This is a genomic window from Actinoplanes sp. L3-i22 (assembly GCF_019704555.1).
Classification (GTDB): domain Bacteria; phylum Actinomycetota; class Actinomycetes; order Mycobacteriales; family Micromonosporaceae; genus Actinoplanes.
The window spans coordinates 9,379,062-9,395,036 of sequence record NZ_AP024745.1 but is presented as its reverse complement, the minus strand read 5'-3'; the positions used below and the strand labels follow the sequence as shown (position 1 = coordinate 9,395,036).

Annotated in this window: 16 protein-coding genes; 15 read left to right on the top strand and 1 reads right to left on the bottom strand. The window is 71.2% G+C overall.

Features of this window, described 5'->3' with window-relative positions:
• Positions 1-5 precede the first annotated feature (5 nt).
• The 14 genes from hsaA to L3i22_RS41790 all read left to right on the top strand — a co-directional run bounded on the left by hsaA (position 6) and on the right by L3i22_RS41790 (position 14,265).
• The gene (gene hsaA / locus L3i22_RS41855) at positions 6-1,178 is read left to right on the top strand and encodes a 3-hydroxy-9,10-secoandrosta-1,3,5(10)-triene-9,17-dione monooxygenase oxygenase subunit (RefSeq protein WP_221322977.1); all 1,173 of its coding nucleotides are present in this window, start codon (positions 6-8) and stop codon (positions 1,176-1,178) included.
• 7 nt (positions 1,179-1,185) lie between these two features.
• A complete protein-coding gene (gene hsaD, locus L3i22_RS41850) occupies positions 1,186-1,986 on the top strand; it encodes a 4,5:9,10-diseco-3-hydroxy-5,9,17-trioxoandrosta-1(10),2-diene-4-oate hydrolase (protein ID WP_221322976.1) in 801 nt (266 codons plus the stop codon).
• The gene (gene hsaC, locus L3i22_RS41845) at positions 1,983-2,888 is read left to right on the top strand and encodes an iron-dependent extradiol dioxygenase HsaC (protein WP_221322975.1); all 906 of its coding nucleotides are present in this window, start codon (positions 1,983-1,985) and stop codon (positions 2,886-2,888) included. Before hsaD ends, hsaC begins: the two co-directional genes overlap by 4 nt.
• Positions 2,885-3,433, top strand: a complete 549-nt coding sequence (gene hsaB, locus L3i22_RS41840) for a 3-hydroxy-9,10-secoandrosta-1,3,5(10)-triene-9,17-dione monooxygenase reductase subunit (protein WP_221322974.1) — start codon at positions 2,885-2,887, stop codon at positions 3,431-3,433. Before hsaC ends, hsaB begins: the two co-directional genes overlap by 4 nt.
• Before the next feature lie 546 nt (positions 3,434-3,979).
• Positions 3,980-4,954, top strand: coding sequence for a hypothetical protein (locus L3i22_RS41835; protein WP_221322973.1), 975 nt, complete (start codon positions 3,980-3,982; stop codon positions 4,952-4,954).
• A gap of 116 nt (positions 4,955-5,070) precedes the next feature.
• Complete coding sequence (locus tag L3i22_RS41830) at positions 5,071-5,943, top strand: TauD/TfdA family dioxygenase (protein ID WP_221322972.1); 873 nt, start codon at positions 5,071-5,073, stop codon at positions 5,941-5,943.
• Positions 5,944-5,950: 7 nt separating this feature from the next.
• Positions 5,951-7,252: an MFS transporter gene (locus tag L3i22_RS41825; protein ID WP_221322971.1), complete on the top strand. Its 1,302-nt coding sequence runs from the start codon at positions 5,951-5,953 to the stop codon at positions 7,250-7,252.
• Positions 7,253-7,288: 36 nt separating this feature from the next.
• A complete protein-coding gene (locus tag L3i22_RS41820; RefSeq protein ID WP_221322970.1) occupies positions 7,289-8,455 on the top strand; it encodes an acetyl-CoA carboxylase biotin carboxylase subunit family protein in 1,167 nt (388 codons plus the stop codon).
• Positions 8,445-9,560 (top strand): acetyl-CoA carboxylase biotin carboxylase subunit family protein, encoded by a 1,116-nt coding sequence (locus tag L3i22_RS41815; protein WP_221322969.1) that lies wholly within the window; start codon positions 8,445-8,447, stop codon positions 9,558-9,560. Before L3i22_RS41820 ends, L3i22_RS41815 begins: the two co-directional genes overlap by 11 nt.
• A 59-nt stretch (positions 9,561-9,619) precedes the next feature.
• Positions 9,620-10,702 (top strand): hypothetical protein, encoded by a 1,083-nt coding sequence (locus L3i22_RS41810; protein ID WP_221322968.1) that lies wholly within the window; start codon positions 9,620-9,622, stop codon positions 10,700-10,702.
• A 116-nt stretch (positions 10,703-10,818) separates the two neighbouring features.
• Complete coding sequence (locus L3i22_RS41805; RefSeq protein ID WP_221322967.1) at positions 10,819-11,337, top strand: thiamine pyrophosphate-binding protein; 519 nt, start codon at positions 10,819-10,821, stop codon at positions 11,335-11,337.
• A 3-nt stretch (positions 11,338-11,340) separates the two neighbouring features.
• Positions 11,341-11,898: a thiamine pyrophosphate-dependent enzyme gene (locus tag L3i22_RS41800; RefSeq protein WP_221322966.1), complete on the top strand. Its 558-nt coding sequence runs from the start codon at positions 11,341-11,343 to the stop codon at positions 11,896-11,898.
• A 19-nt stretch (positions 11,899-11,917) separates the two neighbouring features.
• Positions 11,918-12,808 carry an isocitrate lyase/phosphoenolpyruvate mutase family protein gene (locus L3i22_RS41795; protein WP_221322965.1) on the top strand — a complete coding sequence of 297 codons (891 nt, stop codon included), beginning with the start codon at positions 11,918-11,920 and terminating at the stop codon, positions 12,806-12,808.
• Between the two features lie 5 nt (positions 12,809-12,813).
• Entirely contained in the window at positions 12,814-14,265 is a 1,452-nt protein-coding gene (locus L3i22_RS41790; protein WP_221322964.1) for an aldehyde dehydrogenase, read from the top strand.
• A 56-nt stretch (positions 14,266-14,321) separates the two neighbouring features.
• On the opposite strand, the gene pyrB is transcribed toward L3i22_RS41790, so the two are convergent.
• Complete coding sequence (gene pyrB, locus L3i22_RS41785; protein ID WP_221322963.1) at positions 14,322-15,365, bottom strand: aspartate carbamoyltransferase; 1,044 nt, start codon at positions 15,363-15,365, stop codon at positions 14,322-14,324.
• A 211-nt stretch (positions 15,366-15,576) separates the two neighbouring features.
• Between pyrB and L3i22_RS41780 the strand changes: the two genes are divergently transcribed.
• On the top strand, positions 15,577-15,870 hold the full coding sequence (locus L3i22_RS41780; RefSeq protein ID WP_221322962.1) for a hypothetical protein: 294 nt from the start codon (positions 15,577-15,579) through the stop codon (positions 15,868-15,870).
• Positions 15,871-15,975: the final 105 nt, after the last annotated feature.

Sequence of the window (15,975 nt, the reverse complement as noted above, 5' to 3'; positions counted from 1 at the left end):
ATCTCATGGAAGGCGCCGCAGCGGTCGTCTCCGGAGTCCGAGAGTTGTTACCCGTTCTACGTGACCGGGCGCAGGAGGCGGAGGACCGCCGGATGATCTCCGCGGAGACCGTCAAATCCCTGTCGGCCACCGGTTTCTTCCGGCTGCTCCAGCCGGCCCGATTCGGTGGGTGCGAGGCCGACCCGGTCACCTTCTTCGGCTGCGTGCGCGACATCGCCGCCGCCTGCGGGTCCACCGGCTGGGTCGCCTCGGTGATCGGGGTGCACAACTGGCAGATGGCGCTCTTCCCGGACCGGGCCCAGCAGGACGTCTGGGGCGACGACCCGGGCACGCTGATGTCCTCGTCCTACGCCCCGACCGGCAAGATCTCGGCGGTCGACGGCGGCTACCGGGTGAGCGGCCGGTGGAGCTTCTCGTCCGGCAGCGACCACGCGAGCTGGGCGCTGCTCGGCGGCATCGTGCCCGGCGAGGGCGACACCCCGGCCGACTTCCGCACGTTCCTGATCCCGGCCGCCGACTACACGATCGAGGACGTCTGGCACACCATCGGACTGCGCGGCACCGGCAGCAACGACATCGTGGTGGCCGACGCGTTCGTCCCGGCGTACCGGTCGCTGAGCTTCGGGGACACGGCCCGCTGCGTCTGCCCCGGCCAGGAGCTGAACACGGCCCCGCTCTACCGGATCCCGTACGGGTCGATCTTCCCGAACACGATCACCACGCCGATCGTCGGGATGGCCACCGGGGCGTACCACGCGCACGTCACCTACATGCGCGAACGCGTCCGGGCGGCCTACGCCGGGGTGCGCGCCGCCGAGGATCCGTACTCGCAGGTGCGGGTCGCGCGGGCCGCCGCCGACGTGGACGCCGCCTGGCTCGCCCTGACCACCGACATGAACGAGCTGATGGCGCTGGTCACCGCGGGGGAAAGACCGCCGATGCGGCTGCGCCTGCGGGTCCGCCGCAACCAGGTGCGCGGCACCGAGCTGGCGATCGCCGCCGTCGATCGGCTGTTCGAGAACTCCGGCGGCCGGGCGATCTACACGAGCCACCCGATGCAGCGCTACTGGCGGGACGCGCACGCCGGCCGGGTGCACGCGATCAACGACCCCGAGCGGGCCCTGTCCATGTACGGGCGGGGCGAGTTCGGCCTGTCCGTCGCCGACGCGATGGTGTGAGGCGGCCATGACACTCTCGTTCCACCGGGCCGGACCCACCGGCGCCCGACCCGTCGTCCTGCTGCACGGCGGGGGACCGGGCGCCTCGGCGATGAGCAACTTCGCGCGTACGATCCCGGTCTTCGCCAAGACGTTCGACACGCTCGCGGTCGACCAGCCGGGATACGGCGGATCCGAGCTCGGCGAGCTCACCGGGCAGTACTTCACCCACTCCGCCGACGCGCTCGCGGCACTGCTCGACGAGCTCGGCCTCGACCGGGTCGACCTGATCGGCAACTCGCTCGGCGGCGGCACCGCGGTCCGGTTCGCACTGAACCACCCGTCGCGGGCCGGGCGGCTGCTGCTGATGGGCCCCGGCGGGCTCAGCCTGAACGTGTTCGCCGCCGACCCCACCGAGGGGGTCAAACGGCTCGGCGCGTTCGGGGCGGCCCCGACCCGCGAGCGGATGGCGGCGTTCCTGCGCACGCTCGTCTTCGACCCGGCGTTGATCACCGACGAGCTGATCGACGAGCGGCTGGCCACCGCCGGCGACTCCGCCACGCTGCGGGCCATGGGCGCCTCCTTCGCCGGCCCGCACTTCGAGGAGGGCCTGCTCTGGCGGGACGCGCACCGGCTGCGCAACGAAGTGTTGCTGGTCTGGGGCCGCGAGGACCGGGTCAACCCGCTCGACGGCGCGCTGGTCGCCCTGAAGGTGATCCGCCGCTGCCGGCTGCACGTCTTCGGTGGCTGCGGGCACTGGGCGCACCTGGAGAAGTTCGACGAGTTCAACCGCCTGGCGTTCGACTTCCTGGAAGGGGACCGTCCGTGACTCTCATCCGAGCCCTCGGCTACCTGCGGGTCGAGGCCACCGACGTGCCGGCCTGGCGCGAGTTCGGCGTCAAGGTGCTCGGCATGGTCGAGGGCCGCGGCCCCGACCCGGCCGCCGTCTACCTGCGCATGGACGACCTGCCCGCGCGGATCGTGGTGGTGCCCGGTGCCGTCGATCGCCTGGCCGCCAGCGGCTGGGAGGTGGCCTCGCCGTCGGATTTCGCGGGCCTGATCGGTGTCCTGGAGGCGGCCGGCATCGGCTTCAAACCGGCCGGCGCGGACGAGCTCGCCGCCCGGCGCGTCGCCGAGATGATCAGCGTCGACGACCCGGCCGGCAACCACCTCGAGTTCTTCTGCGGCGCGGCCCTGGACACCCGGCCGGCGATCAGCCCGTACGGGACCAGGTTCGTCACCGGCGATCAGGGCATGGGCCACGTGGTCCTGCCGGCCTTCGACGACGAGGCGTCGCTGCGCTTCTGGACCGAGGTGCTCGGCTTCCGGCTGCGCGACTCGATGGTGCTGCACCCCTCGCTGGTGGGGGCGGAGCCCGGCGACAAACCGCTGTGGATGCGCTTCCTCGGCTGCAACCCCCGGCACCACAGCGTCGCGCTCGCCCCGATCCCGGCGCCCACCGGCCTGATCCACCTGATGACCGAGACCGCGTCGGTCGACGACGTGGGCCGGGCCATCGACCGCTGCGCCCGGAACAAGGCCCCGATGATCTCCACGTTGGGCCGGCATGCCAACGACGACATGATCTCCTTCTACGTACGGACCCCGAGCGGCTTCGACATCGAATACGGCACGGCCGGCCTGACCGTCGACGACACCACGTGGGTGGCCCGGCAGACCACCGCGCACAGCGTGTGGGGCCATCGGTTCGCGGCCGGCGGCCACGGGTGACCACCCCGACCCGGGTGGACGCGCGCGAGTTCCGCCGGGTGTTCGGCCACTTCTGCACCGGCGTCACGATCATCACCACGGCCGGTCCGGCGGGGTTCGCGTGCCAGGCGTTCGTGCCGCTCTCGCTGGACCCGCCGATGGTGCTGTTCTGTCCGCAGGCGACCTCGCGCACCTGGCAGCGGATCCGGGAGACCGGCGTGTTCTGCGTCAACGTCCTCGCCGCGGGCGACCACGAGCTGTCCCGCGCGTTCGGCGCCAGCCACCCGGACAAGTTCGCCGGCGTCGCCTGGTCCCCGTCCCCGCTCGGCGCCCCGATCCTGCACGGCGCGCTGACCTGGGCCGAGTGCGCGGTGGCGGCGGTCCACCCGGGCGGCGACCACGCCATAGTCACCGGCGAGGTCCAGACCTTGGGCGAATGCCGGGACGGTGACCCGCTGCTGTTCTTCAAGGGCCGCTACCGCTCCGCCGCTCCGCCGCCGCCGTCCGCCACCACCGAGGTCGTCGACACCCTGCTCGCGTGGCCCCGCCACACCGACTGGATCTGAGGCCCGGTCCGGCCCGTCCGAAGGTCGCTCAAGATCGATGACATCTGTCATGGGTGTGGAAAGTCGTCGATCCATAGCGTCGGTAGCGAGATCAACTCGCGTGGGCGGTGTCAGCCGTCCACGCCGTCGAAGCCGTGCGCTCGACGAGATCCCGGCCGGGGCGAAGCGCCCGCCGTCCGCGCGAGGGCGCGAAATGTCCGTACCGCCCACGACCAGGGCTTATGTCTGCATAAATATATCCGAGGCCGTATTTATGATCTTTGCCACAGGTTCTTAACCGAACGTTCGTCGGATGGTCATGTACCGTCGTCCATCGTGGATAGCGAATCACCCTATTGACAGGGTGGGCGCCGTCTGAGCGATTTTCGAAGTCATGGGGAGGCTTTCGGCATGGATTCGTACACCTCGTAAAACGGCTGTCCGTCACCCCTCTGCAGCTCAGTAAAGGGCACCGGCGCCCCTGTATGAGCACCCGGAAAGCTGCATTCGGCCGCCCGGCGATGCCCACTTCTTGCCATGCAGATCGCGTACGGGGAAGGTTCGAATTTGCTGCTGCGCTCGCTTCTTGCCGAACGTGTCGAGCAGGCGTGGAAAACGGGTGAGGTGGCCGGCCCCGGTGGTGCGGCGGCCCGTGCGTCGCTGGGCCACGACACCGCCGGGCTGCACCGCTACCTGAACGCCGGGACCGTCGTGGCGACGACGCCGCACGCCAGTGCCAACGTCTTCTTCCCCCGGGCGGACTCACACGTGCACGCCGCCCGGATGGCACGGGCCGATCCCGGGGTCTTCCAGGTCCGGGCCGTGCTGACCCACGCGACGCTGTCGGACCTGCGATGGCGGCCGTACGCGTGGTGGCTGGCGCCGTCCGGATCCCTGGAGAAGTTCGTGTTCCAGAGCCGGAACAAGTCCCGCAAGCACGTCACGGTGCACGCTTGCGCGCCGATCGACGCGCGGCAGGACGTGGATCGGGTCCCGGTGGCCTACCGGGAGGCCTGGCAGTGGGCCGGCGCGGCGAGCAATCTGGCGTGGAGTTCGATGATCCTGGCCGCGGCCCAGGAGCGGCTGGGCGGGGTGGCCGAACCCGGCCGGACCCTGTTCGTCCCGCTGCAGTGGCTGGTCGAGGTCGCCGCAGCCTGGCTGGGCGCCGGCGATCCGGGACTGCGAGCCGGCCTGCGGGACCGGGAGCGGACTCTCGACGGGGCCACCGGAAGACTCGTCGAGGGCGGCACGGGCGGGCAGCCGTTCCTCTATGACAACGCCACCAACCTGCTGCTGCTCGGGCTTTTCACCGACATCGTCGTCGGTGGCGCGAAAATGGCGGGATATTGGCCCGACCTGGCCACGGACGCCGCCACCGGCGTCGCCGAACACGTCACCGCACCCCGTTTCCAGCTGAAACCACCGACTTCCTGGGCGCAGACCAATCCGCCCGCGGAAATACTCGCCGGGCAATTGAGCGCGGCCGGAATACCGTACTCGCTGGGAATGGCGCAGACCGCTCTCGGGGCGCCGCTCCTATAAGCGTCACAGCGGTTTTCCCCGAACATTCTTGACAGGAGCGGCACTCCGTATGGAATGCCGTGCGAATTCGGCTGCCCGGAATCAGTACCGATTCCGCACCACAGATGGGAGACAACGTGAAATCCACAGACGTGCTGACCGCCGCCCGGATCCAGGAGACGGCGATCGACGCGGACGGCCGCGTCGACGCCGACCTCGCCGGTCGGGTCCGCGAGGTTCTCGACGACCAGGGCATCGCGCTGATTCACGGCTTCCCCCGGGAGCCCGACGCGTACGTCGCCTTCCTGCGAACCTTCGGGGAGCCGTTCGAGAACTACTCGGCCTCCGGGAAGATGCACGACGACGAGCCGCACCCGGTGCTCAACCGGGTCAAGTACCGGGCGCCGGAGACCCGTCAGTCCTCGTCCGTGCACTACATCGACGGGTCGCTCACCCCGCACTCGGCGCGTGCCTGGACCGACCCCAGGCCGGCGTTCTTCTCCATGTACATGGTGGATGCCGGCTGGCGTGACCTGCCGGCCGGGCAGAACGGCGAGTCGATCTTCGTGCGGTGGCACGACCTGTTCAAGAACGAGGCGGCCGACCAGGACTTCCAGTCGCACCTGAAGATCCTCACCGAGAGCCCCCTGGTGTTCCGGTCGAAGAACGTCGAGGAGGCGATCTCGGAGTTGCCGCTGGTGTACCCGCTGTCCGACGCCCAGGACGAGTTCGACCACGGCGTGCGGATGAAGCAGGACCTGCTCGCCGTGCTGGGCGACAACAAGGGCGGATCCGAGATCGGCCCGGAGTATCTCGCCGCCGCCGAGGCGCTGGTCGCCGCCGCCGCTCGGAGCACGAACCAGATCCAGTTCAACATGGAGACCGGCGACGTCGTGATCGTCGACAACGACCGGGTCTCGCACGGTCGTACCGGCATGGTCGGCGAGTCGGAGATCGACGGCGAGCGGGCGCTCAACCCGCGCGAGATCTGGAGCACCACCCTGCGATGACCACCTCATGCCCCCGCGGCCCGCTCGTCCGGCCTGCGGGCCCGGTGTGGTGATCGAGGCGGACGGCGGGGTGGGGAAGGCCCCTCCGCACCCCGCGCCACCAGGGCTCATCCCCGGCGTCCGGCGGCTGGTCGCCATCTCGCTGATCAACCAGGTGGGCAGCGGCGCCTTCGCCGGCGTGCTGGTCCTGTTCCTCGTGTCGTTCCTGGGCCTGCGGCAGAACACCGCGAACACCCTGCTGAGCCTGGCCGCGGGAGTCGGTCTGGTCAGCCTCGTCCCGCTGGGCGTGCTGGCCGACCGGGTCGGCCTGGGCCGCATGCTCCGGGCCGGCTGCCTCGCCGCGTTCCTGATGGCCGGGATCCTGACGCTGGTCCGGAGCCCGGTCGCCGCCGGAATCTGCTACGTCCTGCTCGTCCTGTTCGACCGGGCGTGCAACGTCGCCCGCAACGCGCTGGTGCCGACCCTCGCCACCGGGCGGGACGGACCGCGCGTCAAGGCCCGGATCCGGTCGGTGTCCAATCTCGGGTACGGGCTGGGCGCGGCGATCGGCGCCGGCCTGCTGGCGGTGATGCCGCAGCGCGGATTCGCGGCCGCGGTGCTGCTCAACGCCGCCTCGTACGCGGCGTGCGCGGTCCTGGCCCGGACCCTCGACGAGTCGTCGGCCCCCGCCGTGAAGCGGGTCGCCCGGCGGCCCGGCGCGGACCGGCGGTACCTCGGCTTCGTCGCCGTCAACGGGACCCTGAGCCTGTTCCTGCCGGTCTTCGAGCTGATGTTGCCGGTTCTGCTGGTCAGCCGGTACGGCGGTCCGTCCTGGATCATCGGGCTCTGCCTGGCCCTGAACACCGCGGCCGTCGCCGGCCTGCAGACCTTCGCGACCCGGGGGATCACCGACTGGGTGTCCAGTGTGCGGGCCGCCCGCGTCGGAGCGGCGGTCGCCACGGCCGGCCTGGCGATTCTGGCAGCCGGCGCGGGTCTGGGCGGACCGTGGCTGGTGGCCGCGGCGATCGCGGGCACCTTGGTGCACGTCACCGGCGAGATGCGCGGTGTCGCGGGGCAGTGGGAGCTGCAGATGGGATTCGCTCCGCACGGCCGGCAGGGGCAGTACCAGGCCACCAACGCGCTGGGTCTGGGCGCGGCCCGGATGCTCGCCCCCTGGCTGGTCGCGTTGATGTCCGCCTCGCTCGGGATCGGGCTCGCGGTCCTGGTCGCGGTGCTGATGCTCGCGGCGGCGGTGCTCGGCCCGGTCGCGCGACGGGTCGTGGCGAACCGTGCCCAGATCGGCGTGGTGGCGCCGGGCTTCGGCGGATAGCGCGACCCCCGCCCGACCTCGATGAAAGGAATTGACGTGTCGATCGTCGTGCTCGGTTACCGGGCCGGAATGGCGGAAGCGCTCGCCCGCCGTGGCCAACCGACGTACTACCTGGTGGAGAAGGTCAAACCCGGGCTGCCCGAACCCTTCCGGGTGGTCCGTGACCTGGAGGACGGGCAGGAGGTGCTCCGGGCGCTGATGACCGGCGCCGTGCCGGTGTCCGGTGTCGTCACCGGGCATGAGCAGGGCGTGTTCACGGCAGCCCTGGTCCGGTCGGCGCTCGACGTGCCGGTCGGGAGTCGCGATGTCGCGGCCACGCTCCGGTTCCGGGACAAGTATCTGCAGAAACGCGCGCTGAGCGGGGTCGTCCCGACAGCCCGTTGTGAACGGCTGACCAGGGAGGCCGACTTCGGCGACCTGGCCGCGCGGCTGGGCGCTCCCTTCGTCGTCAAACCCTCGAACGGGCACGGCTCGCACCGCACCGCGGTGGTCGGCACGGCGGCGGCCCTCCGCGGCTACCTCCGGGAGGCCGGCGAGCACGGTGACGACCAGTTCGTGGCCGAATCGTTCGTCGACGGCGAGGAGTTCCACGTCGACGGCCTGTGGGACGGCACGCGGGTCACCTGGAGCAACACCGGCGTGTACCTGGCGCCCCCGATCTCCGCCTACTCCGGCACCCCGCTCAGCGAGATGCTGATCGGTACGGCCGGCGAGTCGGAGTACGCCGCCGCCGCGGAGAAGCTCGCGGACACGGTGCTGAGCACGCTCGGCGCCGCGCCCACCGTGTTCCACCTGGAGGGTTTCCGGCGTCCCGGAACCGGCGAGCTGGTCTTCGGCGAGTGCGCCCTGCGCCTTCCCGGGGGCCGGGTGCCGGAGTGCACCCGGCACGCGTACGGCATCGACCTGTACGAGGCCGCGGTCGCCTTCGCCCTGGGGGAGACCCCGCCGGTGCCGGATCCGGCCGCGACCGGCATCCCGACGGGTTACGTGCTGTTGCGTCAGGACCGCACCGGCGAGCGCGGGGCCGACTACTACCGGGAGCACTACGACGTGGTGGATCTGGCGATGCGCGCCGAACCGTCGCCGGGGGTGCCGTACGAGCAGGTCGGGTACGCCATCCTGACTCACCCCGACCGGGACGAGTTGCGCCGGCGGCTCACCGCGATGGTCCGCGAGAACGCGGAGTCCAGCCATGTCTCGTGACGATCGTCGCCGGGTGCTGGTGCTCGACGGGGCCAAGCGGCGCTTCCGTCAGGTGGCCCCGGCGTTCGCGGACTCGTGCGACTTCCGCACCGTCGACGCGGTGGACGCCGCGCCCGGCTCGGGGCCGGACCTGCTGCGCGAGGTCGCCGCGGCCATGCAGCGGGAGGACTTCACCCACGTCGTGGCGACCTCCGAGAGCAACATGCTCAAGGCGGCCTTCATCCGCAGCAGCTTCGGCCTGCCCGGCCCGGGATTCGAGGAGATCCTGCCGGTCACCGACAAGTGGCGGATGAAGCAGGTGGTGCGGGGCCGGGTGCCCGCGGCCCGCGGCTGGTCGTCCAGCACCGTCGCCGCGGGCCGGGCCGAGCTGCCCGGCCGGGTCGTCGTCAAACCCACCCTGTCGTCGTCCGCTCGCGGCGTCGAGCTGCTGGACGCCGCGGCCGCGGTGCGGCGGATGCGACAGGAGCACTCGATGTGGCTGGTCGAGGAGGTCGTCGCGGTCCGCCGGGAGCTGCACTGCGACGGCGTGCTGCGCGCCGGCCGGGTCGTCTGGTCCTGCGTGTCGGCGTACGACCGGCCGGTGATCGAGGCCACCGGTTCCCGCGGCAGCCTGCACCTGGCGCCGGACGACCCGCTCGCCGCCGCCGCGGACGTCGTGGTGCGCCAGGCGTTCGACGCCCTGCCTGTACGCGACGGCGTCTTCCACCTGGAGCTGTTCGTCGACGCCGCCGGAAACATGATCTTCGGCGAGGTGGCCCTGCGCCCGGCCGGCGGCGGGGTGGCGACGTCGATCGGCTCGGTGACCGGGGTGGACCTCTGGGAACACTTCGTCGCCGCCCAGGTCGGCATCGACCGGCCGGCGCCCACCGGCGGCGTGCCCCCGGGCCGATGGGCCGGCGTGCTGATGATCCGGCAGGACTCCGCGTACGGCCCGGACGAGGTCGCCGCGCTGCCGGGCGTCGTGCGTCTGGAGGCCGGGAACATGCGGGCCGGATCCGCTGCCGCGCACAGCTGCGACTGCAGCCATTACGTCTACTTCGACGCCGGCAGCAGGGCCGACTTCGACCGGATCACCGACGCGGTGGGCGGGGTCCGATTCTCCTGAGCTCGCCGACCGGCAGCCGCCGCGCCGGCCTACCAAGATCCTGACTGACGAGGAACACGATGTCTGACTACCCCTTGTCCAGGCAGGGACCCGGCCGTCACACCGGGACTCTGCACGCCAGCTGCTGCCGCGCGACGAGGCAGCCACTCGACGACCTCACCGTCCGGTCCGGCACGGGCCGGGCCGGCGACCTGGTGGTGGCCGAGGTCCTGCGGGTGGGCGCCTACCCCGCCCTGGAGACGACTGACGCCCGCGAGGTGCGTCTGCGGCCCGGGACCCGGATCCTGGGCGTCCTCGGCAACCGGTTCACCACCACCTCGATCTACGGAACAGTTCCCGCCGATGGGCTGGACACCGGCGACGGCGCCGAGGCCGACCTGCTGGCGGTCGGCGGGATCATCGGCGTCGCCGCGTCCACCCCGGCCGGCATGGGACAGCCGACCCGGGTCCGTCTGCTCGGCCTGGCGTACGGCGCCGACGGGCAGCAGCTGCGCGCCCAGCCGATCCGCTCGGAGGCGGCGGCGCGGGTGCCGATCATCCTGGTGGGCGGCACCGCCGCCGAGGTCGGCAAGACCACGTTCGCGGCGAACCTGGTCAACTATCTGTCGGGCGTCTGCGGGCTGCGCGTCGGCGTGACCAAACTGGCCGGCACGGGACGTCTGCGTGACCTGCTGACGCTCGCCGACGCCGGCGCCTCCGTCGCGCTGGACTTCGTCGACGGCGGGCTCCCGACCACCTACGGCCACCCGGACGAGCTGGTCACCGGGGTGGCGCGTCACCTGGTCGACCGCCTGGCCGGCGACGGCGCGGAGATCGTCGTCGCCGAGCTCGGCGGCGACCTCTGGGGCGCCGGGATCCCGGCGCTGCTGCACGACCCGGCGCTCACCGCGACGGCGCGCGCCCTGGTGGTGATCCCGTCGGACGCGATGGCGGCCTACGGGGCGGCGACCTGGCTCCAGGACCAGAACTTCACGGTGCCGATCGCGCACGGCGTGCCCCGGCGCAACATCACCGCCGCGCAGGAACGCCTGGGAACGATCCTCGGCGAGCACGTCTTCGACGCGATGCGCCGTACCGAACTGGACGCCTTCCGGGAACGCTTCCTCGCGGCCTCGACGGCCGGGGCCGCGTCGTCCCGATGACCCCGGACCCTCCCGCGGGCGGGCAGCCGCCGCCGGCTCGCGCGCCGCCGTGACACGCCGCTCAGCCACCCGATCGTCGATCGACGGCATCAGCCGTCTCCAGTCAGGACGAAACCATGTCTTCTACCGCGAGCGACCAGCACGCGCGGGATCTCCTTGCCGCATTCGCCGGCCACGGAGTCACCCACGCCACCGGCGTTCCCTGCTCCTACCTCAAGAACCTCTTCAAGCTCCTGGAGAGCGCCGACCCGGCCGCTCATGGCATCCGGTACATCCCGGCGCCCCGGGAGGACTCCGCTCTCGGACTCGCGTCCGGCATCGTCGTGGGCGGCGGCACGCCCGTCGTGCTGATGCAGAACTCCGGTCTCGGCTACTCCCTGAACGTCCTCACCTCCTTCAACGCGATCTACGACGTCCCGCTGCTGCTGGTGGTGAGCTGGCGCGGATGCCCCGGCGCCGACGACGCGGTCGAGCACGACGTGATCGGTGCGGAACTGCCGCGCCTGCTCGATCTGTTCGGCCTGCCGTACGAGGTCTTCGAAGGCGTGGATCCGGCGGGCTGCGTCGACCGCGTGCTGAAGAACATCACCGCGACCGGGCGCACCGGCGTGCTCGTCATCCGCGAAGGAGTCTGAACCGTGCTGACCTCCGAAGCCGTCATGACCCACCTGCGCGCGGCGCTGCCGGACGCGGTGGTGGTCTGCACGAACGGCTACCCCAGCCGTGAGCTGTACAACTGCGCTGACGACCCGGGCAACTTCTACCTCCTCGGGTCGATGGGAATGGCCGCCCCGATCGCCTACGGCATCGCCGCCGCCCGGCCCGGCCACACCGTGGTGGCGATCGACGGGGACGGGTCGCTGACGATGAACCTCGGCTGCCTGACCCTCGCGCAGGAGACCCAGGCGAGCGTCGTGCACGTCGTGTTGGACAACGGCATGCACCAGAGCACCGGCGGACAGCGCACCATGCTCCCGCGTGACCTGACCGCGGTGGCCACGGCCACCGGCTACCGCACCGCGGTGACCGTACGTGACGACGCCGATCTGGCCGGCCTCGACTTCGCCGAACTGCCGATGCTGATCCACGCGGTGGTCGCGCCACGCACCGGCGGCATCGGCAAACGGGTGCGCCACACCCCGCAGGAGATCGTCTCCCGCACCCAGGACTTCCTCGACCGCGTCCCCTCAGCCTGATCGAAGCAGGAGAACCATCATGACCAAGACCACCCGCCTGGCCGACATGCTGCGCGATTCCCCCATCCTGCGTTTGGCGGGGGCGCACAGCGCCCTGAGCGCGAAACTCGTGGAGAGCACCGGGTTCGAGGCCATCTGGGCCAGCGGTCTGGAGATCTCGGCGCAGGCAGCCGTGCCGGACGCCAACATCCTCACCATGACGCAGGCCCTGTCGGCGGCCTCGCAGATCGCCGGCGCCGTCGACATCCCGGTGCTCGCCGACTGCGACTCCGGGTTCGGCAGCGTCAACAACGTCATCGACATGATCCGTCAGTACGAGAACAACGGCATCGCGGGCATCTGCATCGAGGACAAGCAGTACCCGAAGCTGAACAGCTTCATCGAGGGCAACCAGGACCTGGCGCCGCTCGACGACTTCGTCACCAAGATCTACGCGGCCACCCAGGTGCGGCGCGACCCCTCGTTCACCGTCGTCGCCCGGATCGAGGCCCTGATCGCCGGCGCCGGGATGGAGGAGGCGCTGCTGCGGGCGGACGCCTACACGAAGGCCGGCGCCGACGCCCTGCTGATCCACTCGAAGAAGTCGACGCCGGACGAGGTCTACGAGTTCCGTCGCCGGTACGCCGGCCCGCTGCCGCTGATCGTCGTGCCGACGACCTACAACAGCGTCACGGCCACCGAGCTGGAGGCGGCCGGCTTCGGCGCGGTGATCTACGCCAACCACGCGGTGCGGGGCTCGATCGCCGCGATGGAGGACGTGCTCGCCCAGATCTACAAGGACGGCACGACCTTCCACGTCGAGGACCAGATCGCGCCGCTGAAGAAGGTCTTCCACCTGCAGGGCATGCACGCCATGCTGGAGCAGCAGAGCCGCTTCGAGAAGCTGGCCGCCGAGCGGCTGGCGAAGTAACCGCGATGCCCCACGACGATCGCCTCGAGGGCAATCTCATCGCCGGATCCTGGCGGCCGGCGACGACGGATGCCAGGATCCTCAACGCCAACCCGGGCGACACCGGTGACGAGATCGGATTCTTCCCGGACTCGTCACCCGCCGACGTCGACGCCGCTGTCGACGCCGCGGGCAAGGCCCGGGCCGGGTGGCAGGCGCTCGGCCCGGTGAAGCGCGGGGCCGTCCTGCGGCGCGCCGCGGACCTGATCCGGGTCCGCGCCGAGGACTTCGCCCGATCGATCACCCGTGAACAGGGCAAGTTGTTGCGCGAGGCCCGCTCGGAGGTCGCCCGGACGATCGAACTGATCGACTACATCGCGGGCGAGGGCCGCCGTCTCGGTGGTTCGACGCTGCCGGCCGACGACGACGACACCCTGGCGATCACGGTGCGCCGGCCGATCGGCGTCGTGGGGCTGATCACGCCGTGGAACTTCCCGCTGGCCATCCCGGCGTGGAAGGTGGCGCCGGCCCTGCTGTCCGGGTGCACCGTCGTCCTCAAACCGTCGCCGCTCGCTCCGCTGACAGCCGCCCTGCTCGCCGACGTCCTGGTCGAGGCGGGGGTCACGCCGGGCGCGCTCAACCTGGTCCAGGGCGACCGCGTGGCCGGTGAGGCGCTGGTCGGCCACCCCGCGGTGGCCGGGATCTCGTTCACCGGATCGGTGCCGGTGGGACGGTTGATCGCCGGTGCCGCCGGGGGCCGGATGGCCGCCACCCAACTGGAGCTCGGCGGCAAGAACGCGGCAATCGTGCTCGCCGACGCGGACCTCGAACGGGCCGCGGACGCGGTGGTGGCCGGCGCGTTCGGACAGGCGGGACAGCGCTGTTCCGCGACGAGCCGGGTGGTCGTCGACCGCGCGGTGGCACCGGAGTTCGTCGAGGCGGTCGCGGCGCGTGTCGCACGCCTACGGGTCGGTTACGGTCTCGACGACACCGCCGACGTCGGGCCGGTGGTGTCGGCGCCGCGACTGGACGTCTGTGAGCGGGCCGTCCACCGGGCGGTGGCGGACGGCGCCAGGCTCGTGGCCGGCGGACAGCGGGCGTCGGCCGACCGGCCCGGTCACTACTTCCAGCCGACAGTCCTGGCGGACGTCGAACCGTACACCGCCATCGCCCAGGAGGAGATCTTCGGCCCGGTCCTGAGCGTCATCGAGTGCGACGGCCCGGACCAGGCCGTCGACATCGTCAACGCGGTCGAGTACGGCATGTCGGCCGCGGTGCACACCCGGGACCTCAGATCCGCTCTCGTGGCCTTCGAACGGATCGAAGCCGGCATGTTCCACGTCAACCGGGCCACGGTCGGCGCGTACCCGCACATGCCCCACGTCGGCGCCAAGGCCTCGCAGTTCGGCCCGGCCGAGTGCTCCCCGGAGACCTGGGACTTCTACACCAGGATCCATTCGGCCTGCATCAGTTACTGAACGGGTAGCGTTCCGGATCACCGCCCCGGCGTCACGGGCGGTGATCCGGAACGACCTCAGGACAGGATGTCGCGCGTGTCCAGGACCCCGAACCGCCGCGGGGTGAACCAGGTGGCCGCCCGGTCGGTCGCGGTGACCTGGTCGGCCACGTCCAGCACCAGCGCGAACAGCGCCATCCGGACCGGGATCCCGTTGTCCGTCTGCCGGAAGATGGCGAGCTCACCGCGGGTGTTGAGGCTGTCCGCGAGCTCGCTCGTGCCACCCCGGCTGTCGCGGGGCAGCGGGTGCATCAGCACCGTGCCCGGGCGGCACACCTTGTCGTACAGCTCGGCGTCGATCCGGAACTGCTCCTTGCGGGCACTGACGTCGATGCCCTCCGGGAACCGCTCCTCCTGCACCCGGGTCGCGTAGACGACGTCGACGTCGCTGATGCCCTCGGCGAGGTCCTCGGTCAGGATCACCTCGTGCCCCCGTGCGCGCAGGTGGCGCACCAGCGAGTCCGGCAGTTGCAGCTCGGCCGGCGCCACGCAGTTGAACGTGAGGCGCTCCTCCAGGGCCAGCAGCTTGGTGAGGCTGTGCACGGTCCGCCCGTACTTGAGGTCGCCGACGACGGCGATGTGCATGCCGCCGAGACCGCCGGGCCGCAACCCGAGCTCGCGGCAGAGCGTGTAGAGGTCGAGCAGCGCCTGGGTCGGGTGCTCGCCCGGCCCGTCCCCACCGTTGATCACCGGCACGTGGGTGGCGGCGGCGAACTCCTGCACCGCCCCCTCGTCCGGGTGCCGGACCACGAGAATGTCCATGTAGCCGGCGACCACGCGGCTGGTGTCGTAGATCGACTCGCCCTTGGCCATCGAGGAGAACGCGAAACCGGTGGTCTCCCGTACGTAACCGCCCAGCCGGTTGAAGGCCGCCCCGAAGCTCAGCCGCGACCTCGTGCTCGGCTCGAAGAACAGGTTGCCGAGCACCGCGCCCTCCAGCACCCGGGTGGTCCGTTCGCGCCGTGCGTACGGCAGCATCAGGTCCGCGACGTCGAACAGGCGTTCAATGTCCTCCAGCTCGAACTGGTCGACACTGAGAATGTGCGAACCGGCGAATGCCACCCGACTGCCTCCTGCTTCCGTAACCTGACGGCAGGCCCGCGCACCGGGCCGGCGTCCGTTTCGGCGAGAAGCCTACCGGCGCGCCCGAATCGTCCGATGGGCGACCGCTGGTGGGCTGGCGACCACGTCGCCGGGCGGTGTCTGGAAGGATCGGCGACCGGAATCGTCCATTGTCGCGTGTCCGCGAGGACGCGAGGAAAGGTGTTGCCGCATGCCGCTCGGAACGTGGAGCGTCCAGGTCGAGCTGACCACGTCATTGATCGTCACCGACGACGTCGTCCGCGAGATCGTCGAGCGGCTCGACGTCGTGGCCGCCACGGTCAGCAGCCCGGATGACCACCGCGTCGAGGTGCGGCTCACCGTCGAGACGCCGACCGTGCGTGCGGCCTTCCAGGCGGAACGGGCCGTGTCCGCGGCTCTGGCAGATCTGCTGCCCGACGCCGAGGTCGTCGGGGTGCACGTGATCGCCGAGCAGCGACAGGGCGCCCTGCCGCATCCGCGGTAGCGATCGGCCCGGGGCGCGCTACGCGGTGCCGTAGATGCTGCGCAGCCAGACCGTGGACAGGGCCTCGGCGCGTGCCGCCGCGATCTCACGCATCCCCCGGCGCGC